Origin of the sequence: Streptomyces sp. E2N166 (assembly GCF_003671715.1) — a bacterium.
In the GTDB taxonomy this organism is placed as follows: domain Bacteria; phylum Actinomycetota; class Actinomycetes; order Streptomycetales; family Streptomycetaceae; genus Streptomyces; species Streptomyces thinghirensis.
On sequence record NZ_RAIF01000012.1, the window covers coordinates 756928 to 779876 of the forward strand.

At 70.2% G+C, this 22949-nt stretch carries 25 protein-coding genes and 1 pseudogene; 2 read left to right on the forward strand and 24 right to left on the reverse strand.

Going from position 1 to position 22949, the window contains the following annotated elements; genetic code table 11:
- Nucleotides 1-30 precede the first annotated feature (30 nt).
- The 12 genes and pseudogenes from EBH09_RS11190 to EBH09_RS11245 form a co-directional block, all read right to left on the reverse strand.
- Nucleotides 31-1521, reverse strand: coding sequence for a DNA cytosine methyltransferase (locus EBH09_RS11190; RefSeq protein ID WP_121746840.1), 1491 nt, complete (start codon nucleotides 1519-1521; stop codon nucleotides 31-33).
- Nucleotides 1522-1728: 207 nt separating this feature from the next.
- Nucleotides 1729-2352 carry a hypothetical protein gene (locus EBH09_RS11195; protein ID WP_121746841.1) on the reverse strand — a complete coding sequence of 208 codons (624 nt, stop codon included), beginning with the start codon at nucleotides 2350-2352 and terminating at the stop codon, nucleotides 1729-1731.
- A gap of 89 nt (nucleotides 2353-2441) precedes the next feature.
- Complete coding sequence (locus tag EBH09_RS11200; protein WP_121746842.1) at nucleotides 2442-2765, reverse strand: hypothetical protein; 324 nt, start codon at nucleotides 2763-2765, stop codon at nucleotides 2442-2444.
- 57 nt (nucleotides 2766-2822) lie between these two features.
- The gene (locus tag EBH09_RS11205; protein WP_121746843.1) at nucleotides 2823-3737 is read right to left on the reverse strand and encodes a helix-turn-helix domain-containing protein; all 915 of its coding nucleotides are present in this window, start codon (nucleotides 3735-3737) and stop codon (nucleotides 2823-2825) included.
- Between the two features lie 85 nt (nucleotides 3738-3822).
- A complete protein-coding gene (locus EBH09_RS11210; protein WP_121746844.1) occupies nucleotides 3823-4956 on the reverse strand; it encodes a PD-(D/E)XK nuclease family protein in 1134 nt (377 codons plus the stop codon).
- Nucleotides 4957-5028: 72 nt separating this feature from the next.
- Nucleotides 5029-6024 carry a phage recombination protein Bet gene (gene bet / locus EBH09_RS11215; protein ID WP_121746845.1) on the reverse strand — a complete coding sequence of 332 codons (996 nt, stop codon included), beginning with the start codon at nucleotides 6022-6024 and terminating at the stop codon, nucleotides 5029-5031.
- 27 nt (nucleotides 6025-6051) lie between these two features.
- Entirely contained in the window at nucleotides 6052-6396 is a 345-nt protein-coding gene (locus EBH09_RS11220) for a hypothetical protein (protein ID WP_107417801.1), read from the reverse strand.
- A 108-nt stretch (nucleotides 6397-6504) separates the two neighbouring features.
- The gene (locus tag EBH09_RS11225; RefSeq protein WP_121746846.1) at nucleotides 6505-6708 is read right to left on the reverse strand and encodes a hypothetical protein; all 204 of its coding nucleotides are present in this window, start codon (nucleotides 6706-6708) and stop codon (nucleotides 6505-6507) included.
- Nucleotides 6709-6798: 90 nt separating this feature from the next.
- Nucleotides 6799-7371, reverse strand: a complete 573-nt coding sequence (locus tag EBH09_RS11230; protein WP_121746847.1) for a hypothetical protein — start codon at nucleotides 7369-7371, stop codon at nucleotides 6799-6801.
- Between the two features lie 157 nt (nucleotides 7372-7528).
- Nucleotides 7529-7978 carry a tyrosine-type recombinase/integrase gene (locus EBH09_RS11235; RefSeq protein WP_121746848.1) on the reverse strand — a complete coding sequence of 150 codons (450 nt, stop codon included), beginning with the start codon at nucleotides 7976-7978 and terminating at the stop codon, nucleotides 7529-7531.
- 82 nt (nucleotides 7979-8060) lie between these two features.
- Nucleotides 8061-8306: a hypothetical protein gene (locus EBH09_RS11240; protein WP_121746849.1), complete on the reverse strand. Its 246-nt coding sequence runs from the start codon at nucleotides 8304-8306 to the stop codon at nucleotides 8061-8063.
- Between the two features lie 333 nt (nucleotides 8307-8639).
- Nucleotides 8640-9575, reverse strand: a pseudogene (locus EBH09_RS11245) (peptidoglycan-binding protein); the annotation flags it as partial.
- A 306-nt stretch (nucleotides 9576-9881) separates the two neighbouring features.
- Between EBH09_RS11245 and EBH09_RS11250 the strand changes: the two are divergent.
- Nucleotides 9882-10319, forward strand: coding sequence for a hypothetical protein (locus EBH09_RS11250; RefSeq protein WP_121746851.1), 438 nt, complete (start codon nucleotides 9882-9884; stop codon nucleotides 10317-10319).
- Between the two features lie 95 nt (nucleotides 10320-10414).
- On the opposite strand, the gene EBH09_RS11255 is transcribed toward EBH09_RS11250, so the two are convergent.
- The 12 genes from EBH09_RS11255 to EBH09_RS11310 form a co-directional block, all read right to left on the reverse strand.
- Entirely contained in the window at nucleotides 10415-10852 is a 438-nt protein-coding gene (locus EBH09_RS11255) for a hypothetical protein (protein ID WP_121746852.1), read from the reverse strand.
- Nucleotides 10853-11962 (reverse strand): hypothetical protein, encoded by a 1110-nt coding sequence (locus EBH09_RS11260; RefSeq protein ID WP_153182628.1) that lies wholly within the window; start codon nucleotides 11960-11962, stop codon nucleotides 10853-10855. It abuts the gene before it with no gap.
- Nucleotides 11959-12885 carry a hypothetical protein gene (locus tag EBH09_RS11265; protein WP_121746854.1) on the reverse strand — a complete coding sequence of 309 codons (927 nt, stop codon included), beginning with the start codon at nucleotides 12883-12885 and terminating at the stop codon, nucleotides 11959-11961. The genes EBH09_RS11260 and EBH09_RS11265 overlap by 4 nt, the downstream gene beginning before the upstream one ends.
- Before the next feature lie 13 nt (nucleotides 12886-12898).
- The gene (locus EBH09_RS11270) at nucleotides 12899-13855 is read right to left on the reverse strand and encodes a phage tail domain-containing protein (RefSeq protein ID WP_121746855.1); all 957 of its coding nucleotides are present in this window, start codon (nucleotides 13853-13855) and stop codon (nucleotides 12899-12901) included.
- Nucleotides 13855-18123, reverse strand: coding sequence for a phage tail tape measure protein (locus EBH09_RS11275; RefSeq protein ID WP_121746856.1), 4269 nt, complete (start codon nucleotides 18121-18123; stop codon nucleotides 13855-13857). The genes EBH09_RS11270 and EBH09_RS11275 overlap by 1 nt, the downstream gene beginning before the upstream one ends.
- Nucleotides 18124-18156: 33 nt before the next feature.
- Nucleotides 18157-18483 carry a TFIIB-type zinc ribbon-containing protein gene (locus EBH09_RS11280; protein ID WP_238697269.1) on the reverse strand — a complete coding sequence of 109 codons (327 nt, stop codon included), beginning with the start codon at nucleotides 18481-18483 and terminating at the stop codon, nucleotides 18157-18159.
- Between the two features lie 14 nt (nucleotides 18484-18497).
- Complete coding sequence (locus tag EBH09_RS11285; protein ID WP_121746857.1) at nucleotides 18498-19052, reverse strand: hypothetical protein; 555 nt, start codon at nucleotides 19050-19052, stop codon at nucleotides 18498-18500.
- A gap of 2 nt (nucleotides 19053-19054) precedes the next feature.
- Entirely contained in the window at nucleotides 19055-19690 is a 636-nt protein-coding gene (locus EBH09_RS11290; RefSeq protein ID WP_121746858.1) for a hypothetical protein, read from the reverse strand.
- 131 nt (nucleotides 19691-19821) lie between these two features.
- A complete protein-coding gene (locus EBH09_RS11295; RefSeq protein ID WP_153182629.1) occupies nucleotides 19822-20265 on the reverse strand; it encodes a hypothetical protein in 444 nt (147 codons plus the stop codon).
- A complete protein-coding gene (locus EBH09_RS11300; protein ID WP_121746860.1) occupies nucleotides 20262-20690 on the reverse strand; it encodes an HK97 gp10 family phage protein in 429 nt (142 codons plus the stop codon). Before EBH09_RS11300 ends, EBH09_RS11295 begins: the two co-directional genes overlap by 4 nt.
- Nucleotides 20690-21121, reverse strand: a complete 432-nt coding sequence (locus tag EBH09_RS11305; protein ID WP_153182630.1) for a DUF6093 family protein — start codon at nucleotides 21119-21121, stop codon at nucleotides 20690-20692. Before EBH09_RS11305 ends, EBH09_RS11300 begins: the two co-directional genes overlap by 1 nt.
- Nucleotides 21111-21488, reverse strand: a complete 378-nt coding sequence (locus EBH09_RS11310; RefSeq protein WP_121746862.1) for a hypothetical protein — start codon at nucleotides 21486-21488, stop codon at nucleotides 21111-21113. The genes EBH09_RS11305 and EBH09_RS11310 overlap by 11 nt, the downstream gene beginning before the upstream one ends.
- Nucleotides 21489-21706: 218 nt before the next feature.
- Here EBH09_RS11310 and EBH09_RS11315 point away from each other — a divergent pair, with 218 nt between their 5' ends.
- Entirely contained in the window at nucleotides 21707-22921 is a 1215-nt protein-coding gene (locus EBH09_RS11315) for a helix-turn-helix transcriptional regulator (RefSeq protein ID WP_274595135.1), read from the forward strand.
- The last annotated feature ends 28 nt before the right edge of the window (nucleotides 22922-22949 follow it).

Consider the following 22949-nt stretch of genomic DNA (forward strand, 5'->3'; position numbering starts at 1 on the left):
AGGGGTGTCCCTTCTTCTTGGGGGATGGGGTCAGGCGAGGACGGGCTTGAGGCATTCGCCGATCCACCGGGCGACGTTGACGCTGACCGCGTTGCCGGCCTGCTGGGTCTGGGCGGCCTTAGAGCCGACAACCTCGTACGTCTCGGGGAACCGCTGGGCTGATAGCTGCTCGCGGGGCTGCAACATGCGGAAGTAGCAGTCCTCGATGGCGGGCGCGGTCCGCACGATGGCCGCCGAGTCGCGGGTCGACAGGGTGTGCAGGGGCTCGCCCGCGGTCTTCGGCGCGGCCTTGCGGTACGGGATGACCAGCGTGTTACGGGCCCGGGTGCGGACGTTGCCGTCGGGCACGACCAAGCCGTGGTGGCGGGCCGTGGCAATGGTGCTCAGCGGGGCGTCGATCGGCGCGGCGTCGCAGTTGTTGCGGAACTCCACGATGAACGGATCCACCGTGACGAGGGCTTCGCTCTCCCGGGTGGTGCGGGTGCGCATCGGCTCCTCGATGGGCGAGGCCGTGTCGTTCCACGAGCCGCCGACCGGCACCAGCAGGGCTTCACCGAGCTTGGCCGTGCGGGTGGGCAGCGGCCGGGTGTGCGGGGCGAAGGCCCGGTCGGTGCCGTCCTTGCCGTGTGTGACGGTGACGACGGACGGCTCGTAGGGGAACTTCGTCAGTCCGGCCGCGATGCGGCGCATGGTGTTCGGCACCAGCGGGCGGGCGCGGTCTCCGATGCGCTGGCCGATGTTGTCCCACATGATCACGTCGGAGGCGGGCCGGACGTACGGCTCCACCAGCGCGTGGCCACAGCGGCTGTTCGGGCAGCGGTAGTCGTACTGCTGCTGGTACTTGCCGACCTTCACCCGCAGGTCGCGCCAGCTCTGGCGTGCCTTGACGTCCCGCCCGCACTCGAAGCAGTACGCCAGCGGGCGCGGCGCGAGGTCCGGGCGGCGGATCCCGGCGAGGGTGAACACCACGTAAATCCGGTCGCGCCACTGCGGGGCGTAGGGGTTGGTCTCCGAGCCGATGTGTGCGGAGGACACGGAGACGATCTGCACCCGGTAGCCGAGCTTCTTCCCCGCGCGGATCCACTCGGGGAACAGGATCCAGTCGGTGACGAACTCGGGGACGTTTTCGACCACCACGCAGGGGAATCGTTTGGCCTCCATGGCGCGCAGCACGCACCAGGCGGTCACCCGGGTCATCTCGAAAGCCTCGGGCGGCAGTTCGCGCCACTGCTCCTCTTCCTCGAACAGCGCGTCCTGCACGGGGTCAGTGCGCTTCCTCCCGCCGGCGGGACTGATCTCGGTGCAAATGACCGAGGCCCACAGCACCAGGGCCTTCGGGAGCCAGCGCATGGGGTAGTTCTGGATGTCGGCACAGCGGGCCGCCGCATTCGGGTGGTTGAGCCCGAACGTGTCGACGGCGGTCTGCCAGTGGTTGATGCCGAGGATGGGTTCGAAACCGGCTTCCAACAGGCCGGTGGCATCTCCGCCCGCTCCACAGAGCAGGTGGATGGATCGGGGCACGGTCTTAGGTCTCCAAGAGGCGGGGCCGCCCGGCCCGGCTGGGCCGGGCGACCGTGGTCAGGACTCGTCGGAGGCGCGTAACGCGCGGTGGTGGCGGCTGTCCTCGATGCCGAGGGCGGTGAACCCCAGCAGTCCGAGGGCGCACACGATCAGCAGCCAGATCACCGGTCCGCGCCCCCGGTGGGGCGCGGTGCGCGGCGCGGCCGGTCAGTCATCGCTGCGGGTGACGCGGACGGTCGTGATGTGTCCGGCGCACTCGAACAGCGCCAGCGGGTAGCCGTCCGCCTGGGGCCGCTGCCAGACACGGCGGTAGCCCTCGTGGTCGGTGAGTCGCTGGGACCACTCCGAGAAGCGGGCGATGGCGGTGGCCGCGCCCTCGATTCCGGCGGTCTGGTTCTGGCTGGCGCCGTACGGCGCGGTGTGCGTGGCCGAGACGATCAGCCGGGGTGCGCGGCGGGGAACGTCGAGGCTGTCGATGCGGGCCAGCAGCGGGATAAGGCTGTTGCCGTGGTGGCGCTGCGGGCCGTTGGGGGTGGAGTCGTACAGGACGGTGTGCCTGTCGGCGTTCTCCACGTCCTGGCGGATTGCCGTCCAGCCGTTCACCTCGGCGGGATCGGCGGGCAGGCTGTGCTCGGAGGCGATGATCAGCTCCGTGCCGTCCCGCAGGTCGGCACGGACGAAGAACTCGCCTCCTCCGGCGGTCTCGACGTCGGTGACCCAGCCCTCGTAGCGCAGCGGGGTAATGACGTGGCTGTAGCGGTGGAAGAGCCGCTGCCACAGTGGGTCGGTGGTGCGGCTGTGGTCGGGCAAAGCCGCGATGGTGGTGGTCATGTGCTGGTCTCCAAGAGGGTGTGCACGGCGGGCGCACACAAAGCACGCCCCCCGTTAAAAAATGTCACCTATCTCAGGCGAAGTGGATGTCAGGCGGTGGGCAGTTCGCTGCGGGCGAGGATCTGCACCGACCACATCCGGCCGCCGTCGGTGACGACGCAGCCGATCGCGCGCCCCTCGTGAGGCAGGACGAAGCCGCTGCCACCCTCCTCCTTACTCAGGTCGCTGACGAGCTCGCGGACGCCGTGCTCGGCGCACTCGGCCGAGCAGTAGAGGTGGTCGCCGAGGCGCGGTGCGACCGGCGAGCCGTGGATCACTTCGGCGACCACGACGTAGGCGTCGGGGGCCGGGGTGAGTGTGTCGGTCAAGGTGGTCTCCAAGAGGTCGGTGAGTTCGGCCAGCTCCGAACTCATGCTTATATCTTAATGGCGTACACCAGGGCGTCAATGTTGCCGATCTCGGGAACGCTCCTATCTCTGGCGGGAGTTGGCGCCCTTCTCGCGCCCCATTCGGGCCAGCTCTCGCACTCGCTGGCGGGCCATCTCCAGGGCCTGCGGGTCCGTCTGCGCAACGCGCCGCTCCTGCTCGGCGAAGAACTGCCGTAGCCAGTCCTGCTGCTCGCGGTGCTCGCGGTCGGCCGCTTCCCGCCGCGCCTGCTCCCTCCCGGCACGCGGGTTCGTCCCGCACCCCCGGCAGTTGCTCACCGGCTCGGCGTGCTTCGGGCAGCCCGCCCGCTGCGGCTCTCCGCGCTCCACCTCCGGCTCCCCTGCGGCGTCAGCCGTGGGGGTAGGGGGGTTAGGAAGAGAAGAGGAAGAAGGAGGAAGAGAAGGGGTTTCCCCAGGGGAACCCGCCCGGTTTCCCTGCGGCAACCCACTGGGTTCCCCTGGGGCAACCCTGCCTGGAGCGTCATCAGGGTTCCCCTGGGGCAACCCTGGCTCCAAAGCGGCCTCGGCGGCGGCCCGTGCCTCTTCCCGCGCGGCGACGTCCTGCTGGGTCCGAGCCGCCGACGACGGCTTGCGACGCGCGGTCTTGCGGGCCAGCCGGGGGTTGGTCGGGGCACGCTGCGCCGCCCGGCGCCGCTCGATCAGCTCCTCCGTCGACGGGATGGGCGGCACGCCGTGCGGGAACACCCGGTACTCGGCGCGACGGCCGACACGTCCGACCGTGACCCGCTCGACCAGACCAAGGCCGACGAGCTGCGTCACCACCGTGATGACCTGCTTCTCCCCTACGCCGGCCCAGGCCATCATCCGCTCCAGGCCCGGCCGGGCCAGCCTGGTCTGGTCATCGGCCGAGTCCGCGATCTTCATGAGGACCAGCTTCTGCGTGGTGTTGATCACCTCCTTCGGCAGGTAGGCCGCCACCACCATCAGTTGGATGCTCACCGGCACCTCTCCGTGTTCCGTCCAGCCCCCGCCGCACCGGGGCAGGGGCGGAGCACGCCAGCTCCGCCCCCGCCGGGTGGCGCGATCAGGGCTTCTTGCGCGCGGTGACGTTGATGCTCACCGCGGTCCGCCGGTCGTGGTCGAGGCGCGTGGGCACGGGGATGCCCACCTCCTTCAGCGTCGCCTTCATCGACGCCGCATCCGGCACCATCGGCACCTCCAGCCCGGCGCGGCGGTACAGCGCGACCATCGCCTCGACGTCATCGACCTTGGTCGGGTTGCCGCCGCTCCACTTCAGGACGTTGTCGCCGTAGACGCCGGGTTCGGAGCCTTCGAGCTGGGCGCGCAGGAACTTCTGCCGGTCCTTGAGCGGCTTGATCTGCTCGGAGACCTCGGCGTACTCGGCCAGCGCCTTCGCGCGTCCCTCGTCGTCGTGGATGAGCTGGCTCTGCGGTGAGCGCCCGGCGACGAGCGGCCCCCAGCACGCGGTGCGGAACGGGCAGTGGTCGCAGATCGCGGAGATGCCCGGCCCCTGGAAGGTACGCGGCAGCTCCTCCGGTGAGGCGGCGGCCCGCACCTGCTGAACCCACCAGCGGGCACGGCGGGCGCGGTCCGCCTCGTAGGCGATCTCCTGAGCGTGGTCGTCGCCCGAATCGCGGTTGATGAACCGGAAGCGGATCCGGGCAACCGGCACCGGCCCGAGGTGGGCGAGCTGCCGCTGGCCCCGGACGCTGGCGAAGCCTTCCGTGCCGAGCAGGTCGGCGTACAGGTACACCTGCCGCAGCTCGGCCTCGCTCGCGCCGTACCGCAGGACGCTGTCCCACTGGTACGTGCTCTTGGTCTTCACGTCCTCGACAGTCGTCTCCTCGGCCGGGAGCGTGGGGCGCAACCGCTTGGGGAGCCGGGCGGCGGTGGTGCTGTCGAGCTGGACGGCATCGATGTGGCCCCGGAGGGTGTCGTCCTCGACGCGGCGCTCGACGAGCCAGCCGTACTCCTCGCGGGCGGCCTCGAGTATCCCGGCGTGCAGCCAGGTCCCGAGGATCGCCTTGCGCTTCTCGCCGACGTCAGTCGGGGTGCGGCCGTGCAGGAGGTACCCGGCCCGGCGGGCGCACACGGTGTCGCTGGCACCGAGCTTGGTCTGTTGAGAGCGGGGGCGGCGTGCGTCCGCCGCATGAGCGGCGGGCCACAGGCTGACGGGCCGCTCCGGCGCGATGGCCATAGTGGTCACGGTGTTCTCCAAGAGGATGGGTGCCGCCCGCCGACAGCGGGCGGCACCCGGTGTCGTCAGGGGTCAGGAGGCGCGGCGGGGCGCGGAGGTCCCCTTACGCGGGGTGCGCTTCGCCGGAACCGGGGCCTCGTCGGACTCCGCGGCGGTGTCCGGCTTGGCCTCCGGAGCGGCCTTCCTCCCGGCACGCGCCCGCTTCTTCGGCGCGGGCTTGTCCGTGCTCTCGCCCTGGTCCCCGGCCTGGGAGTCCTCAGCGGACTCCTCCTTCGCGTCGCCGCCCTTGCCGTCGCCCGCTTCGAGCCCGGCGGCCTCGCGCAGGCGTCGGGTCGCCTCTTCCGCCTCGCGGACGACGGCTTCAGCGTCGGCCCGCGCCATCTCCTCGTCCACGTACACGCCGGACAGGTCCTGCGGTGCGGCCATGCGCAGCGCGCCGGCCTCGGCGCACTTGCGGAGCATGTGGGCGGGCATCTGCTGCCACATCTTCGCTACGACGTACGCGCCCTGCTTGCGGTCGTAGTACGTCGGGGCGAACTCGTCCCAGCGGGCGATGAACGGGAACCTGGCGTTGCCGCGCAGGACGGTGACCTTGACCGCGGCCGGGTACGCCTTCGACAGCCAGACCTCGTGGGCGTTGCCCTCGGAGTCGTAGTAGACGGTGTCCTCGTACGAGATGGACTCCCCGGCCTTGATGGCCGCGCGGTGGGCGACCGTGCGGAAGCCGTCGATACCGGTCTGGATGGTCCAGGTCTTCTCCGGCTCGTCGGGGTTGTCGGCGGCCTTCCAGTTGGTACGGCCGATCATGTAGATCTGCCGCGCGAACGGGTCGAGGCCGGACCGCACGCAGAAGTGGAAGAACAAGGCCAGTTGGGCACGCGGCGCCTGGGCGAGCCCGGGGCTGATCAGCGACAGGGCGGCCACCTGTCGTGCGTCGAACTCCACTTGGTCGGCGCGCAGCACAACGGCGCTCTGGGAGACGCTGCGTTCGGGCAGCGTCTCGGGGCCGGTCGGCACCGGGGAGACCGACGCCGTGTCGGCATCCTGCTGCTCGGTGGGTTGGTTCATTGGTCGTATCTCTCCAAGAGGGTTGGTTCACTCGGTCCGCAGGCTGCGGACCTCGAAGGCGCCCGCCCATTCGGGGTGGCGCTCGATCAGGAGCCGGACGTACCGGCTGCGGAAGTTGTTGTTGAGGCGGAACTCGTCGCCCTCGGTCGCCGTGACGTAGCGCCAGCGCAGGACCTCGAAGAGCATCCCGATGCCGACACGGCTCGCGCCGCGCTTGAGGTAGTCGGCTGTCAGGGCCTCCAACGCGCGCAGCACCCAAGGGTTGAGCTCGTGGAACGTCTCGAACTGGGCCTGGATCGAAGCCGGCTGGCCGTCCGGCTGCCTCACGGTGTGGATGACCAGGCCCGGTATCTCGTCCTGGACGGCTGCCATACCCACCCCCTGATTACTTCTTTCAAGAATGTCACCTATCTTGCGGGTCGGCGGACAGATGATCAACCCCACCAGCTACAGGCGCGACTTCACAAGCTCAGCCCGAGGTCAGACGGAGGCCCGCTCGGCCGCCTCCTCCATGCGCGCCTCACGAGCCTCGTTGGCCGTCGACGCGGCCCGCAGGGCATCGATGGCGACGTTGGACTCGGGGTGCTTGAGGACGTAGAGCGAGAGGGCCCCTTCGACGACCAGGGCCTCACGGGCATCCATGACGGCGATCTCGTCGCCGCCCGGCGTGGCGATGAACTGCACTGCTGCCTCCTTGGTGAACTGCGGACCCCCATAACGGGGATTACTTATATCTTATTTGCAATTCGAGGCTAAGTACAGTGTTTGCGCAGGTCAGAGGGCCTTTCGGGCGTGGCGGCCCCGGGTCAGTACGCGACTGCCGGGCCCGTCGTAGGTGCCGTCGCGCAAGGCGGAGACGACCGCTTCGTCCACGTCCCAGGGCAGGCCCCGCGCGCTCTCGCGGAGCTTCGGGACAGCGTCGAGGACGGTGTCCAGCATCCAGAGCATCGACCCGGACAGCAGCCAGTCGGGCTCCGGGAACCGCCCTGTCGCGATGGTCGTCGCCAAGTTGCCCTGCGCGGGGAGGTGGAACAGCTCGATGATCTCCTGCTGGCCGACGATCGGCGGCAGCTCATCCCCCATGTCCGGCTCCCAGCCCTCGCCCTGCTCCGCGATGATCCGCGCCTTCACGTCCAGGTCGACCTGGCGGAACCGCGCCGTGGTCGCTCCCCACCCGGCCGCGAAACCGAGCGGCCAGTACCGCACCCCGCTGACGATGATGGCGGTCTCCGGATCCAGCACGCTGCCGCGGCTCGGCGCGAGCCACTGCGCGACCTGCTTCGGATCGACGCGGTAGAGCGCGGCGAACTCCTGGTGCCCGACCAGATACGGCTTGCCCCGACTCATCCCCGTCCTCCGGTGTCTGCCCTGGATGCAGAGGGCAGCGTAGCCGTACGCGCACGCCAGCGTACGCGGCGGTCGCTGCTATGGTGGCGGCGGTCTTTTCTCCAAGAGGACCAAACGGCCCCCGTCTCGGCGGGGGCCGTGTGCGTCGCCGCGCGCGCTACGCGGTCTTGCCCTCGGGCTGGTCGGCGGTGGAGCTGAGCCGGGTCGAGCCCTGCTCCTTCCTCTGGCGCGTGAACCGCAGGGCGTGGATGGTGCGTCCGCCGGTCACCTCGCGGAAGGCGGTCGCCACCTCGGCCTTGGTCAGCCGCCGCCCCCTCAGCGTGAACAGCGGCCCGTCCGTGCGTGCCCCGATCAGCTCGCGCAGCGCGTTGGCCGCCGAGACGGTGATCCCGGCCTCGTAGACGCCGACCTCCTTCGCGTGCCGGATGACGACCAGACGGTCATCCAGCTCCGCATCCGGCACGTCGAACGCCAGGACCTCGTCCAGCCGGACCTCCGACTCCCAGAGCAGTTGCCACACCGCGCGGATGGCGGCCGGGACCGCCGGGTTCGCGAGCGCGGTGTCCACCTCCAGGTCGGTGACGAGCAGGTGTGTCGTATCCATCATGACCCCCAGGCCGCAGGAGCAAGTGCGCCCTCACGCTATGCGCGCTGTCGGACAACACCGCTTGACGGCAGGGGCGTTCGTCTCAGCTGCGGGCCAGGCTGAAGACGGTGAGCACCACCGCGGTGATGCTGGCCAGTACGGCGACGGTCGGCAGCGGCCACCTGGTCTTCTCCAGCGCGCTCACTCTTTCCTCCAGGTCCTCCAGGGCCTTGTCCGTCTGGTCGCTCCGCTGGACGAGCAGCGCCAACTGGCCGTCGATGCGCGCGAATCCGACCTCCAGCGCCTGGCGCAGCTCCGCCAGGGCGAGCGCGACCTGTCCTTCGGGCACGGTCCCTCCTCCTGTTCTCTCACTGCCCGGCGATCAGTGCTTGGGCGTGGCCGGGTCGCGCTTGAGCGGGAGCCACGAGGCTGTTCCGGGCCTGCCCAGGACGGTGCCGAGGGTGGACTTCAACGCGCTGAGCGCGGCCGGTATCGCGGAGACCGCGGCGGCCTGCCACGCCGACAGGGACACCATGTCCGTCGTGCTGGAGGCTGCCATCAGGCCCAGCAGCGACTGGAGGTAGGTGGCAACGGTGCGCTCGGCAACATCGGCAAGGACCTGCGGCATCGGGTCGTGCTCCTGGTTCGGGGTGGCGGGGGTCGGGGCGGTGGCACCGGCCTGGTGCGGGACGCGGAGGTCCGCCCAGGTCTGCGGGCCGGGAATGCCGTCGGCGTCGGCCCCGTGGTGGCCGCGCTTGATCTGGTAGGCCGCATACGAGCGGCGGTGCGCGTCGTTCCACACCGGGCCGGGCGGCGTGTCGTAGGAGTCGCAGCCCTCGGCGATCAGCCGCTTCGCCATCGCGGCGATCACCGGCGAGGAGCGGCCCTCGCGGAAGAACTGCTTGCCCGGGTACGCCGCGTACTTCGTTGTCGGCCTCGGCTTGGGCTTCGGGTCCGGCTTCGGCTTCGGGTCGGGCTTCGGCTTCGGGTCGGGCTTCGGCTTCGGGTCGGGCTTCGGCTTACCGCCGTCCTTGAGGTGCCGAGCGACCCGGGCGCGGAAGCCGTCCATGTCGATGCCGCCCGGGTCCGGCTTCCCCGGCTGCCACTCCTTGTGACCGATGACGGAGTGCTCGTTCCAGCCGTGCGCACGGCAGATGGCCGCCGCCGCCCGCGCCATCGCGTCGAGCTGGGCAGCCGGCCACGGCTGACTCCCGGTGTTGATGCACTCGAAACCGTAGAAATGCCGGTTGCCGTCGGTATCCGCTTCGTTGTCGCGCGGGAGATCCGACTTCTCCGCGATGACCGCGAGCAGGACGTCGGTGTCTCCCATGCCGGCGTGGTTGGTCCGGCCGTAGCCGACCAGGTGGATCGTCCCGGACCGGTCGATGACGCCATGGCACAGGGGGCCTGGGAGATCCTGGTAGCCGACGCGGCACAGCTCCACCATGTCCTTCTCGGAGCTGTACGGCCCGGTGTGGTGGATCATGACCCCGTTCGCGGGGCCCCAGTTGCCGTGGGTGTTCCGGTTGTGGGTGCGCCATTTGCCGTGCTCGACCACGCCGAGCCCGGCGCCCTTCAGCACGGACAGGAACCTGTCCGCGCTCAGCGGTGTAGCCACGCGCTTCGTCCTTCTCCCCTGCGCCGGATGGCAGTCGGCCGTGGCCGCCGCGGCGGCCCGGTCCCTCGGGGAGCACGAAGCAGGTGGAGGGTCACCCTGATCCCATGCTACGGCGTATTGGCGGCTCGGATCATCGCCCTCTTGATTCGCTGGCGGGTGACAGTCTGGTCTGATAGTCGTGGCGCGTGGTGAACCCCGAATGCCGTGTGGGAGTTGGTCAAGTTCATGGATGACTCGTTCGAGACAGTGTTGACAAACCACTGCCCACTCCAGGGGCGACACTCTCTTCCGGAGGGTGCGACCGGAATGATCACGGGGGACGAACACGGCATCGCAGAACTGCTTGCAGGGGTCTACGACGGCTGCGAATACTGCAAGGAACATGCACATGCACGCTTCCAGTTCGATACCGGAAACGTCGTCTTATGCACGATGACCGCCATCTGGTTGTGCTCATACGCGCAGGTGCGCGCCTCTCAAGGGCTACCCCCGGTCGATACTGCGGACTTGCTACTCCCGCCCGCCGTACTTAGGGAGTTGAGTCCACGGACGCGCAGCGTTCTTCGCAGAATCCTGTTGTTCCCTTGCAAGGCTGCCAGCGGCGCGGCTGTTGCCCAACCCGATCCCGTGGATATGGCTGATGTGCTGATCAATCACACCGACGGACTCGACCGCTGGGACATTTGGCGGGATGCGCTCGATGGAGCCGTATCCATCGTCATGATGGAGGCCACTCGGGACTGAAGAGCCACGCTGGCGGCTACAGGCAGAGACCCCTCAGCCATCCGCACGAAGTTGAACTTTGGGGCCACCGCCTAGTGCCCATGCGAGGTAGCCAATCATGTGTCGGCGCGGTCGGTCCGGAACGTGGTGCCATCGAGGCTGATCCAGGACGCGCGGACGCTGCCGCCGCCTTGGACGCGCAGCCGCACCAGGCCCTTCGGGTCGATGTCGAGCTGGAGACTGCGGCGTGCCGCGTCGGAGGCGACATCGACCGTGCGCGGTGCTTCCGGCCAGTACCCCTCGGGCAGCAGCGCGACCAGTTGCTCGTCAGCAGCCCGGCCGCCCGCCAGTCCGATACGGCCGCAGAATTCGGTCGTGTCCCAGGGGTTGGCGCGGAACTGCGGCGGCTGCTCCTCGTCGGGGACGGTGGTGTCGCCGGTCAGCGGGAGGTCGCGCCACTCCGGGTACGGCGCGCGGCGGGCGCGTTCCAGGGTGACAACGCGCTTCTCCAGCTTGGCCAGTCGGCGGCCGAGGTCGGCGATCGTGTCCGGCACCTACCGCTCCTCTCCCTCGCCCGCCTCGTCCTCGGGCTTGTTGGTGCGCTCCAGCTTCAACGTCACGCGCTCGGCCGTCTCGCCCTCGCCGGGCCGCACCGTCCATCCGACGATCCGGCACCAGCCGTCGTACTCGGTGTGCGGCTCGAACAGGCGGATCCGGACGTCGTCCCCGATGCGCAACGCGTGGATAGGGGCCGCCGGGTGGTCGATGATCTCCAGCTCGGTCAGGGAGGGCAGGACCTGGCGGGCCAGCCGTTCGCGGCGGGCCCGCTGCTTCAGCTTCGCCTCGTCCTTCTCGCTCGTCTCCAGCCGGTGTTCCAGGCGCAGGCGGCCGTTGCGCACGCCGTCCACGACGACCTTGCGCTTCTTGCCCTCGCCCGCGCCGAGCCCGATGACCAACTGGGCGTAGGAGTCGGCGTCCTTGATGACGTGCGGGGTGCCGACCACATTCGCGCCGGTGGTGAACGTCAGGTCCTCGCGGCGTCGGCCAAGGCGCGGCGCACCGAGGATGATGCGGCGTTCGGCGCGGCGCCCGCGCCAGGCCACGGTCTCCGACCATTCCAGGCCGTCATCGATCTCGGCCATCTCGTCCACCATCTCGCCCAGGTTGCGCGGATCGGTCTTGGAGGTGGTGTACGGGTCCTTCGCGGTGCCGGTCTTCGCCTTCGACTTCGTGTCGTCCACGACCACGCCGAGGTCGCCGTCCGGCTGCGCCTGCGCGTAGGCCCACACATCGCGGATCACCTCGCACGGGTCCGCTTCGATGTACGGGCCGCGACCGTCGAGGTTGCCGTGCAGGTCGAAGCGGCGGTGGAGGTAGCTCGTGAACCCGGAGGCTTCGACGGGCAGGGTGTTGCCCTCTGGTTCGGCACGCCACAGCAGCCCGCCCCAGTCGAGGCGGGCGTTGCGCTCGACGAGGAGCACCGTGTCGCCGGCGTCGAGGGCATCACCGAGGGAGCGGCGGAACGCGGTCGGCAAGGTGGCCTTCAACGAGCCGGGCCCGGATATCTCCGGGCCGTATTCGACCTCGCTCAGCGGCAGGTTCCAGTGTAGAACGTCGCCGGTCGCGGCCCGCGCGACGATGTAGCGGTAGTCGGCCATCGTCACGCAGGCCCTTCCGTGAACGCGACGTCGAGCGTGACCGTCGTGCCCTTGGCCACGCTCAAGTCGCCGTCGCCGTACTTGTCGTTCTGGTTGATCTCGACGGCCAGGTGCTGGCGGGTACCCCGGTAGGCGGGCGGCACGGCGAGCGTGTCGGCCAGGGTCACGGAGGAGCGGCGGGTGGTGGTGCCGTCGTCGTCCACAACGGTCGGCTTCGCGGCGCGCTCCCCCAGTCGCGTGCGCAGCTCTGCATAGACGGACCCCGCCTCGGCACGCAGGCCGGACAGAGTGACGACGATGGCGGCCTCCGTCGCCCAGGCCGGGACGTCGAGATCCCAGGCGGCCTCCTTGGGCCAGGCCGCCCACTGGCCGTGCTTGCCGGGCACCTTCTCCGCGGTGGTCGGGTGCACGGTGCGCAGCGTGCGCTCGGTGCGCGGGTTGGCCAGCCGCCTCAGATCCGTGATCATCTCGGCGGTGATCGTCGCGGTGTTCCGGGGGATGGTGAGGCGGGCCAGCGGGATCGCCGTCATCTCCCGCAGCGCGGCGGTGTCCTGTGCGCCGATGTTCTGGATGAGGTGGAAGTAGCCGATCTCCTGGCGGCGCGGGTCGCGGTCGCCTTCGAACTCCGGGTCCTCGATGCGCAGCACGAGCAGGTCGGTGCGGGCGACGGGCCCGGTCGCCGGCACGTCGACCACGGTGTCGCCGATGTTGGACTGGGTGTAGGCCCCTTGCCACGGCCGGGCACCGTGGATCAGAGCAGAGCCATCGCCGACGCGGACACCGGGGCCCGGAGTCTCAAGGGGGCGGACCTTCAGGTCCTCACCGCCAGCGACACCCTGCCGGCCGCGGGCCAAGTCGCGGATCATCAGGCGCATCGCGCGGGCGGAGTGGTCGGCCCCGCGCACCATCATCGGGGGTTGCAGCGTCACGTGTGGTCTCCGTTCACAGGGTGGTGTACGCCGACCGCCACGCCACCTCGAGGCGCGCGGTGCCGGACGGGTCGTTCGCGCTCCACGCGATCTCGGACCGTCCGGGCGGCAGGGTGAACAGGTCGAGACGGGATGCGGGGCTGAGGTCGTTGGCCACGTTGACGGTGCCGTTACGCAGGGCCCAGCAGGTGCCGGGCCGGGTCTCCATTTCCACCCACTCGCCGTCGCGCAGCGACAGGTCGAGTTCGAGGACGCGGCGGGTGACGGTGTTCCAGATGCGTGGGTCAGTGACTGGGCCGTGCACGCGCAGGCTCGGGTAGGTCGGCACGTCGCCGTGGTTGGTGACCCAGCCGGGGCGGTCGTCGGCCGGGTGGTGGTGCGGGTCGGCCGGGCGGCGGCAGGCGGCGGATCGGCCCATTGCCTCATCGACGGTGCGGTCCCCGCTGCGGGGGCGGACGGCTTGGTCCAGGCCGAGCGTCAGCTTCGACAGTTCGTCGTCGTACCAGCGGGGGTTGTCCAGGCCGACGAATTCGATGTCGAGAGGTATCCACCCGTGCACCGCGTTGGCTGTGCTGGTCGCCTCCATACGCCGAAGTCGCCCGTACATGCGGCGCGTTGCATGTCCGGGCCACCGGGCCCGCAGAACGTGACGGCCGTCGGGATTGGTACGGGCGTCGGGGGTGTCCAGGGCGCGCTCCAGCCGGGCGAGGATCTCGGCGGCCTTCACCGGGTCTCCGGGCGTCTTGATGCCCGCCTCGAAGCGCAGAGGGCGCGGGCCGTAGAAGTCCCGGCCCGGTGACGTGCCGTCGCTGTTCGAGTGGTCGGCGTCCTGCGGGCGGGTGCCGGGTGACCCGAGCCCTTCGACGTTCCCGACCGGGACGTAGCTGCCGGTGCCAAGGACGACACCGCCGATCTCGTACTGCCACGGGGCCAGTTCGGGGCGGCTGTGCTTGTTCGGTGCTGTGGTCATCACACTCTCCCGCCCCGCTGCGCGTTGCGCAGGGTGCGCATCATCTCGTTGCCGATCTGCTCGGGGGTGGCGGAGCTGTCGGTGACGGTGACCGGCATCGAGCCGATCAGCGGCTGCTGCTCGCGCACGACGACGACCTGGACCCGCCCGCCGGCGCGGGCGTCCACCACACGGGTGCGGGCGCGATCGCTGCCGGTGCGGATGTCGAAGGAGCGCACGACGCCCGCCATGGCCGCGACGCTGCGAGCCTGCTTGAAGCTGCTGGCGAGCATCGGGTTGTAGTCGCGGCCGCTCCGGCCACGTACGCCGCCGTTGGCGTACCACTCGACCTGGCCACCGAACCGGTCGACCACGGTCTCCACGATCGCCTTGCTGCGGTCGCGCTTCGAGGCGGCCATGGGCACGTACGCCTCCCCGCCGGTCTCGGGCTCACCCCAGATGCGCCAGCTCCCGGCCGGGGCGATCTGTGCGACGTGCTGCTCGCGGCGCCGGGGGCCGGTGATCCCGCCGTCGGCGAAGTAGTCGACGACTCCGCCGTCGGCCTGCTTCTTGGCAGCGCGGGCCTGGGCGTCGGCCTGCTTCTGGATGGCGTCAGCGATGGAGGCGTTCGACTCCTGGAGCTGGTCGAAGATCGTCACATGGCGCGTGGTGACGGTCACCTCTTTGCCGCGCAGCGCGTTGATGCGGCCCTGGATCGTGTCGGCCGCCTTGGTCGGGCCCCCGGTGGGAACCGTGACCTTCACGTCCTTGGAGCCGGGGATCTTCTCGATACGGAAGCCCAGCGACTCCAGCTCCTTGCGGGCGCCCGCGGTCGGCGCGCTGACCCGGACGCTCTTCGCGCCGGGCGTCGCCCGGATCTTCGCCTGTACCGCCTCCAGGCTCTTGATCGCCGCAGCGGTCGGCGCCGACACCTTCACGTTCTTCGAGCTCGGCGTCTGCCCGAGCTTGTCGATCAGCACGTCCAGGTCCTTGCGGGCGCCCGCAGTCGGCGCCGTGATCTTGATCTGCCGCGTGCCCGGCACCGTCTTGACCGTGAAGCCGAGGCTGCGCAGCTTCTTCTGCGCGCCGTCGCTCAGCGAGTCAACCTTGATCGTCTTCTGCTTCGGCAGCCGGTGAAACTCAGCCTGCACCGCGATCAGGTTCGCCAGCGTGCTGTCCATGCCCTTGGTCTGGAGCAGCAGCGACACCTTCGACGGCAGCAGGCCAAGGCTGTCCGCGACGCCCTCGGCCTGGGCCTTGGTCAGCCCGTAGCCGCGTGCGGCTCGGATCGCCTCCGCGCGGGCGCGGCTCATCTCCCCGCGGGCCTTCGCCAGCGCCGCGGGCAGCGACTCGCCGTTGCGGATGGCCAGGTCGTAGGTGGCCACCGAGGCGTCGGCCGCCGCGTCGGACAGGGCGGTGAGCTGCGTGTAGAGCTGCTGCCCGTTCCTCGTCGTGGTGTTGAGGGTCTTGTCCTCGTTGACGAGCTGCTTGCCGCCGTAGCCCTGGCCCCGGTTGACGCTCTTGCTGCCCTCCTGCAAGTCGAGGACGGCGGAGTTCACCTTGGCCTTAGCTGCCTGAAGAGAGATCTGGCCGCCCGACAGCAGGTCGAGCGCCGACTTCAGCGAGCGCGTGCGCGTGTCGGCGTCGGCCGTCTCGTCCGCCAGACCGCCGACGGCCGCCTTCAACCGGTCGTATGCGGACGTGCCGTCCCCGGCCCCCTTGGTGGCCTTGGCGAGCTCCTTCGCGTTCTTCACCGACTCGGCCATCTCACCCTTGACGCTGCCGAGCGCGTCGGCGGCGTCCTTGTACTGCTGGCCGACCTCGGAGTAGTCCTGGACGGTCGCCTTGCCTCCGGCGACGTCCTTCCACACCTTGTGCTTGTCGGCGGTGGCCTGGAGCTGCTTCTGCAGCGCGTCCAGCGAGGTGCCCTGACCCAGGTACGCGTCCGTGAGCGACGCGAGCGGCACGCCGGCCTGCTCCATAACCTTGGTGAGCTGGCCCTGTTCGGTCCTCGTATCCAACAGGGCCTGGGCCGCCTGCTGGCGGACGTTGCTGTCGATCTGTCCCCCGGACTCACGCAGCGCGGACGTCAGGGTCGAGACGCGCTGCTGATGTTCGGCGGCGGCCTGCGCGGCCTTCTGCTGGCGCGCCGCGAGCAACCCCAACCCCACCGACACGCCCGCCATGACGACACCGAACGGGCCGCCGAGCGCGTTGGTCACGCCGCCGAGCGCCGAGCGCAGTCCCGATCCAGCCGCCCGGCCGACCCCGTTGAGCGTGCCGACGAACGTCTGCCCGGCGCCGTTCGCGCTGCGGAACGCAGCCGTCATGTCCCCGAGGAATCCGACACGAGCCTGCACCGCTGCCCACGCCGCTCCGTACCGGGACAGCGCGACGCCGGATGCGGCGGCCAAGGACTGCTGCACCCGCATCTGCTGGTTGAAGGACTGCACCCCGGACCGGACGGGGCCGGTCATGGTGTTCGCCATGTTTGTCAGGGCGGGCTGCGCGCGGCGGAACAGCAGCATCGCCAGCGCGGCCGACTGGATCGGCGCGGGCAGCGCGCCGAACGCGCTGACCAGCCCGCCGACGAGGTGGCCGACGGGAACGAGAACCAGGGACAGCCCGGAGACCGCGTCCATGGCCACGTTGCCGACGGTGGCGATGATGTCGAGCGTGCCGGCCGCCGCGCCGCCCTCCTCACCAAGCCCGGCGACGGCCTCAAGGAGCGGTTCCGCGCCGTCGGCGGCGTTCTCCAGGACGTCGCCGAGGGTGCTTGCGGCGTTGATCAGCAGGTTCAGGCCGGTGGCCAGCGAGTGCTCACCGATCTCCGTGAGCGGCCCGATCAGCTCCTTCGCCTCATCGATGAGCCCGCTGAGCCCGTCCTTGGTCGCCTCCTTCAGGTCGGGGCCGTACAGGGTGGCGATGTCGCGGCCGTAGTCGAGGGCCGTGGTCAGGTACGGGGTGGCCCCGGCCATCCCGCGGGTGAGCAGGCGCGTCACCCACTCCAAGCCGGGCGCCATCCCCTCGTACAGGGCGATCCCAGTCTGTTTGGCCTGGGTGCGCAGCTGCGTCATCGCACCGGCGAGGCCCTCGCCGCGCGAGGCGGTGATGGACGCTGCTGAACCGGTCTGCCTCACGGCCATCGACAGGGCGTCGAAGGACTCGGTGCCCTGGTGGGCGAGCGCCACCGCGCCGGACAGGGCGGGCTTGCCGAAGGCGCGGGTCACTCCGGCCGTGAAGTCCTTCTGGCTCATGGAGTGTTCGGCCTTCGACAGGCCGTCGATCACCGTGCGCAGGCCCTTGAAGCGCCCCTGCGCGTCCCAGGCTTCGATGCCGAGGTCGCGCAGGGCGTTCTTCATGATCGGCGTCGGCGCCGCCAGGTTGGCGAAGATCCCGCGCAGGCTCGTGCCCGCTGTCTGGCCGAGGATGCCGCTCTTGCCGAGCATGCCGACTGCGGCGGCGGTGTCCTGGAGGCTGACGCCGAGGGCGTTCGCGACGGGGCCCGCGTACCGCATCGAGTAGTAGATGTCGGTGATGGAGCCGGAGGCGTTGTTCGCGGTGGCCGCGAGGGTGTCTGACGCTTTGGACGCCTGATCAGCACCGAGGCCGTACTGATCCATGATGTCGCCCAAGTACTTGGCCGATGTGGCGGCGTTGACGTCGGCCGCCGCGGCGAGCTGGAGTGAGGCGCGTACGGCGTCGATCGACTGATCGGCGCGGAAGCCGGCCTTGCTCAGCTCGACCATGCCCTCGGCGGCGTCCGCCGACGTGGACGTGGGCAGCGTCAGGTCGTTGCCGAGTTCCTGAGCGACGACGGCGGCACGCTTCATCTGCGAAGCGGTCGCGCCGGTCACCGCCCGGAACAGGTTCATCTGCCGCTGGTAGCGGTTGCCCTCCTCGATCATCTCGCCGGTGCCGAGGACGAGGGCGCCGCCGGCGAGCATGTTCGTAGCGGACAGGCCCCGGCGACCGGCCCCGGCGGTCGCCCGCTGGAGCCGGGACATCGACCGGGCGCCGTCGTCCCCGGCCGCGCGCAGCGCCGCACGGGCCGCCCCGGCGCGGGCGGTGATCCGGTTCAGCTCCCCGGCGGCCGCACGGGAGGAACGATTCAGCGCGGCGAACTGCGCAGCGAGCCGCGCCCCGTTGGCGTCCAGCCGGGCCAGGGACCGGTTCGCGGCGTCGGTACGCTCCCCCAGGGTCCGCATCTGTGCGGAGGCAGCACGGGTTCCCGCGATCAGGTCGCGGACCTCGGCGCGCATCGCGACCGTGAGGGTGAACCCGGCCACCGCGGCGGCCTCCTTACATGGTGCGGGGGTGGATCAGGGGCGCGGCTCGTACTGCTCGCGCGGCAGGAGCTGGATCTTCACGCCGTAGCCGGACCGGTCCTGGGGGACGTGATCGCGTTCCTGCTCGATCAGCTCGCAGCCGGGGCAGCGCAGGGTGTCGGTGACGTAGGCGTGGGGGTCGCCGCCGCGTTCGCGGTCCCACTCCTCCAGCCGGGTGTGGCACTCCGGGCACACCGACCGCTGCCACTCCGCCCAGGCCAACGCCTTGGCCCGGTCGAGGTCGGACCAGCGGCCGTCGCCGCCGAGGAACTGCGAGTGCGGGATGCCGTACCGCTCACACAGCTCCAGTTCGGCGCGCAAGCCGGCGTCACGGCTCAGCCTTTTCCCAGCTCGACCCGGCTCTCCTGCTGGATCTGCCAGGCGGCGTCCCACAGCGCGTTGGCGTCCGGCGCAGACCAGCCGTTCAGCAGCTCCTCGGCCTCCTCACGGCTCATGCCGTCCACGGAGGCCGCCGCCACCAGCGCGGCGGGGAAGGTGTCGGCGTTGAAGATCGCCCCCTCCTCCGCCTGCTGCTCGGTGGGCGGGTGCTCGCTGATCAGCTCCTCCAGCACCGGGCGCGGCAGCGCGCGGAAGGTCAGGAACTCCGAGACGGCGTCGAGCGCCGCCAGGGCCTGGTCCCGCGCCGCATCAGCGTCGGTTGCCTGGCGCGCGGCCAGCTCGTCACCCGGGTTGGCCTCGGCGACGAACCGTGCACGGCGGGCAGCCTGCTCAGCCTCGTCGTACCGCTGGCGCAGCTCAGCGTCATCGCAGATACGGAGCCGGTTCTGCGGCCGGGCGCGGCGGCGGAGCCGTTCCATCTTGGCCGACCACGCCCCCTCCGCCGACGTGGCGGAGGGGGACGGGCGCTTGGCCTGTGCGGGGCGCGACACGATCAGCCCTCGTCAGCGTCGTGCTCGCGGACCATCGCCTCGGTCTTGGTCTTCGTGGTGCTGACCACGGTCACATCGACGTGGTCACCGTCGTGGTGGCCGTGCCCGTGGTCGTCGTCGCAGTCCTCATCCGGCAGCGGACGGGGATGGGCCTGCGGCACCGGGCGGTCGAGGCACGGCTCGTCAGTGATCGTGAAGTCCACCTTGAACTTCGCGGCCTCGTTGCCAGTGCTGTACGTCGCGGCGCGGGTAGCGACCTGCACGGGGAACACGTCCACCGAACGGGAGCCGGGCAGGTCGCCCTTCCGAAGCAGGATGACGTAGCCCTTCGCGCCCTTGGGGAGCTGCTGCTCGATCTCGTCGGAGAAGCGGTCCTCGTAGAACGTCAGGCTGGAGTTCTCGGCCTTGTCGTTGCCCGGGATCGAGGAGTTGAAGGTCGAGCCCATGTCGGGGGTCTCGATGGGGTCGTTCTCCAGCGCCCAGCCCTCGATGTCCGAGACGGCGTCGGTCAGGCCGAAGGCGTTGGTGATCTCTCGGCGGCTGGGGTACTTCGGGTCGTTAAGGTCCTTCGACCACAGGATCTTGGAGATGCCGCGCCGCAGAAATCGGGTCTGGGTCTTCTTCGTGCTCGTGGACACAGGTCCGCTCCCACTTCTGGGGCAGCGTCCCGTGCCGAGGCCCTGCCCCTTGAGGTTCAAAGGGGGTTCGCCTGGCCTGGGGCCTAGCGTCCGCGCGGGCCTCCGCGGTGAGGATCAGAAGAATCGATTCTTCATGCTGGGGTCACGGTGATCGTGACCCGCTGCACGTAGGACACGATAGCGCCTGCCGCCGACACCGAGGGCTCTCCTCCGGCGTCGTAGGTCAACTCCCGGTCAATGACGCGCGCTTCGGGAACGTGCAGGTCGTGGGTCCAGCTTCCGTCGGTCCGGCCGACGACGCCGGCGCGTACACGGTCGGCCAGCCACTCGACCTGATCGGCCCGTTCCCCGACCGAGGTGACCTGGTAGGCCCAGGAGGCATCGGCGTGCCAGTCCCACAGGGGCGGGCCCGCGAACTCGGCGGGCAGCGAGTCGAGGATCGTGTACGGGACGGGCGCGGGCTCCCAACCGGACTTCCCCTGCGCACGCGGGAGTTCACCGACACCGCACGGGCGGCCCGTGACGTGCTCCAGGAGGGCGGCGAGCGCGCGGGTCACCGGAAGACGAGCGATCACGGCAGCACCCCGTCCGCCAGGGCCTGGATGAACGCCGGTTCGGTCTGCCGGAACGCAGGCTCGACGTGCGGGAACGGCGGCTGCCGGTAGTGCCGCCCGAGGCTGTCCACGCCGACGAAGCCGTACTCCAGCCGTCGCGCCTGCGGGGCGTCAGAGAACACCTCGGCGGTAACCTCGCCGCCGCCAGAGCGCATCCGCACGTCCCAAGAGGCGCGGTACTGCCCGGTGATCACGTTCGGTCCGGGCCTGCCGCTCGCGTTCCGCTGGATGCGGACCCGCAGCAGCATCGCGTGGTGACGCGTGATCGTCCGCGTACGGGCGCGGGTGGCCGGACCCATCCGGGCCAGCGCGGCGGCCAGCGCGATCGGATCACGGAACGCGGTCGCGTCCGGGTGGGCGTTGGGGTGCGGGTTCGCCGGGGCCATCAGTCGATCACCTGCACCCTGACGATGCGCACCACACTGTAGGTGCCCACCGCTTCGTCGGAGACGCGGAACCGACGGCCCACCAACTGCGGGTCGCGGGAACCGCCAGGCCGCACGGAACCGGCCACGCGGATCACGTCGTCGCGCCGCAGCACCGGGGCTTCCACCGGCAGCACGGCCTGATAGTCGGTGACCGGCGGCTCCACGGCGACCGACCCTCCCACGGGCTGGGTGATGGCCGGGCGGCCGAGCGGCATCACCGCGCCGAGCCCATCCCAGACCAGCTCCTCGTCCGGCGCGGGCGGCACAAGCCGGCCCGTGGCCTCGTCCAGCACGTCATCCGTACGGCCCGCGCTGTCCCGCCACACCTCCAGCTTGTCGTCAAGGATGCGGCCGACGACTCGGCGCGCACCCTCCACGTCAAAGGCCACGAGCCCACTCCACAAGCTGGGTCAGCATCGCCTTAGTCAGCGAGTACGGCTCGGTGCCGAGGTCGGGGCGGGCCAGCGCGGCGCGCTCCAAAGCCTCCGGGTCGATCGCGTCGAGGAACACGGCTGCCGCCGGACCGGGGTCCGGTAGGTCGGCCACCGCCACGCGGGCCAGACCGGACCACTGGGTGTCGCCACGGTCCGCGACGTGCAGCAGGACCTCCGGCCGTTCCCCGGCGAAGTGGCTGACCGAGTACGCCTTGACGGCGCTCGGATCGATTCGCGTGCCCTCGATCTCGATGTCGGCCCGACCGCCCCGCGCGCTGATCTGCACGCGTCGGGCGGTGGCCGTGTCGTTCGTCTGATCCATTCAGCCGACGCTAGGAGCAGTGTCGGACACCTCGAGGCGTCGGGAACGGAGCCCCAGTGGGCGGCCCCGTGCCTGACGCACGTCCTGGCGTGGATCTGCGCGTTTACTCCGTCGGTCCGTTAACTCTTGGCGACGGGCCTTCTGGGCACCATTCGCAATACGTACTCTGGCCACAATGCTCCGATCAGCGAGGGGAAGCCGACGTGAATGAGAGCGTTATGCTGGGGGACCGACTCCGAGTGGCACGCAAGACGCGGGGACTGTCCGCCGCGCAACTGGCCCAGCGGGTCGCGATTTCCCCCAGCCTGGTGCAGAAGCTGGAGTCCGGCGCGCGGAAGGCGACGCCGAGCCTGATTCTCGCGCTGTCGAGGGCCCTGCACTTCGGCCCCGAGGTCCTGACCGGTCAGCCGTACTACGGGGACCCCGAGGCGGAGGACGGCGTGCACGCCGTCATACCGGAGCTGAGGCGCATCCTGCTGTGCTTCGATACCCCAGATGAGCTGGAGACGCGTCCGCGCGCTCTGCCGGTCCTGGCCTCCGAGGTGGACCAGATCGCAGCTCTCCGGCGTGATGCCCGGTACGTGCCGATGGGGCCGCTGCTCCCTCCGGTGATCACAGAACTGACCCACGTTGCTCTCAGCGCACGTGGCGATGAGCAGCAGAAGGCGTTCTGGCATCTGGCCCGCGCCTACCGCGCCGTCAACAGCCTGGCCCACAAAATGGGGCACCACGACCTCGGCAATACGGCGCTGGAGCGGGTGAGGTGGGCAGCGGATCGCAGTGGTGACCCGCTCATGCAGTTCACCGCCGGGTTCCTGGTGGCGGGGTCGATGCTGCGGCAGGGAGCCACCGAGTCGGCTCGTCGCAAGCTCAAGGGCCTGCGGCACGAGTTGGAGCGGGCCCAGCCGGAGCGTTCGTACACCGACGACGCGCTCGCGGTCGACGGGGCACTGCTGCTGAAGCTGGCGGTCGTTGAATCGCGGGACAACAACCCCGACGCGGCAGAAGAGTTTCTGCGCGAAGCAGAGCAAGTCGCGCTGATGGCCGGCAACCGGGACAGCCTGGCCTACGAGATGAGCTTCGGTCCCACGAACATCAAGATCCACTCGGTCCATACGTTGATCGACACCGGGGACAGCGAGCAGGCCCTCGCCCACCTCACTGAATGGGGACAGGGTGGAGCGGCCTGGGTGCCACCGACCTCCACGGTGGGCGAGCGATCCAGCCACCATCACATCGACGTCGCCTCCGCACGCCTGGCGGAAGGTGACCGCGGCGGAGCGTTCGCAGAGCTGAGGCGAGCCCGGAAGATCGCGCCGAACCACACGCGATTCCACCCATCCGTGCGCGAAACGCTCGGCTCGCTACTGCGCATGGACACGCACCCGTCAGCCGAGTTGTCCGCGTTCGGCACCTGGGCCGGAGTCGCGTAGCACAACTCCCTTTACTCTCGCGGGACTT

Coding starts and splice junctions, on each gene's coding strand:
- EBH09_RS11195 (WP_121746841.1), bottom strand. CDS start 2,352: ATGACCACCACCATCGCGGCTTTGCCCGACCACAGCCGCACCACCGAC.
- EBH09_RS11200 (WP_121746842.1), bottom strand. CDS start 2,765: ATGAGTTCGGAGCTGGCCGAACTCACCGACCTCTTGGAGACCACCTTG.
- EBH09_RS11210 (WP_121746844.1), bottom strand. CDS start 4,956: ATGGCCATCGCGCCGGAGCGGCCCGTCAGCCTGTGGCCCGCCGCTCAT.
- bet (WP_121746845.1), bottom strand. CDS start 6,024: ATGAACCAACCCACCGAGCAGCAGGATGCCGACACGGCGTCGGTCTCC.
- EBH09_RS11220 (WP_107417801.1), bottom strand. CDS start 6,396: ATGGCAGCCGTCCAGGACGAGATACCGGGCCTGGTCATCCACACCGTG.
- EBH09_RS11230 (WP_121746847.1), bottom strand. CDS start 7,371: ATGAGTCGGGGCAAGCCGTATCTGGTCGGGCACCAGGAGTTCGCCGCG.
- EBH09_RS11235 (WP_121746848.1), bottom strand. CDS start 7,978: ATGATGGATACGACACACCTGCTCGTCACCGACCTGGAGGTGGACACC.
- EBH09_RS11250 (WP_121746851.1), top strand. CDS start 9,882: ATGATCACGGGGGACGAACACGGCATCGCAGAACTGCTTGCAGGGGTC.
- EBH09_RS11270 (WP_121746855.1), bottom strand. CDS start 13,855: ATGACCACAGCACCGAACAAGCACAGCCGCCCCGAACTGGCCCCGTGG.
- EBH09_RS11300 (WP_121746860.1), bottom strand. CDS start 20,690: ATGGCCCCGGCGAACCCGCACCCCAACGCCCACCCGGACGCGACCGCG.
- EBH09_RS11310 (WP_121746862.1), bottom strand. CDS start 21,488: ATGGATCAGACGAACGACACGGCCACCGCCCGACGCGTGCAGATCAGC.
- EBH09_RS11315 (WP_274595135.1), top strand. CDS start 21,707: ATGCTGGGGGACCGACTCCGAGTGGCACGCAAGACGCGGGGACTGTCC.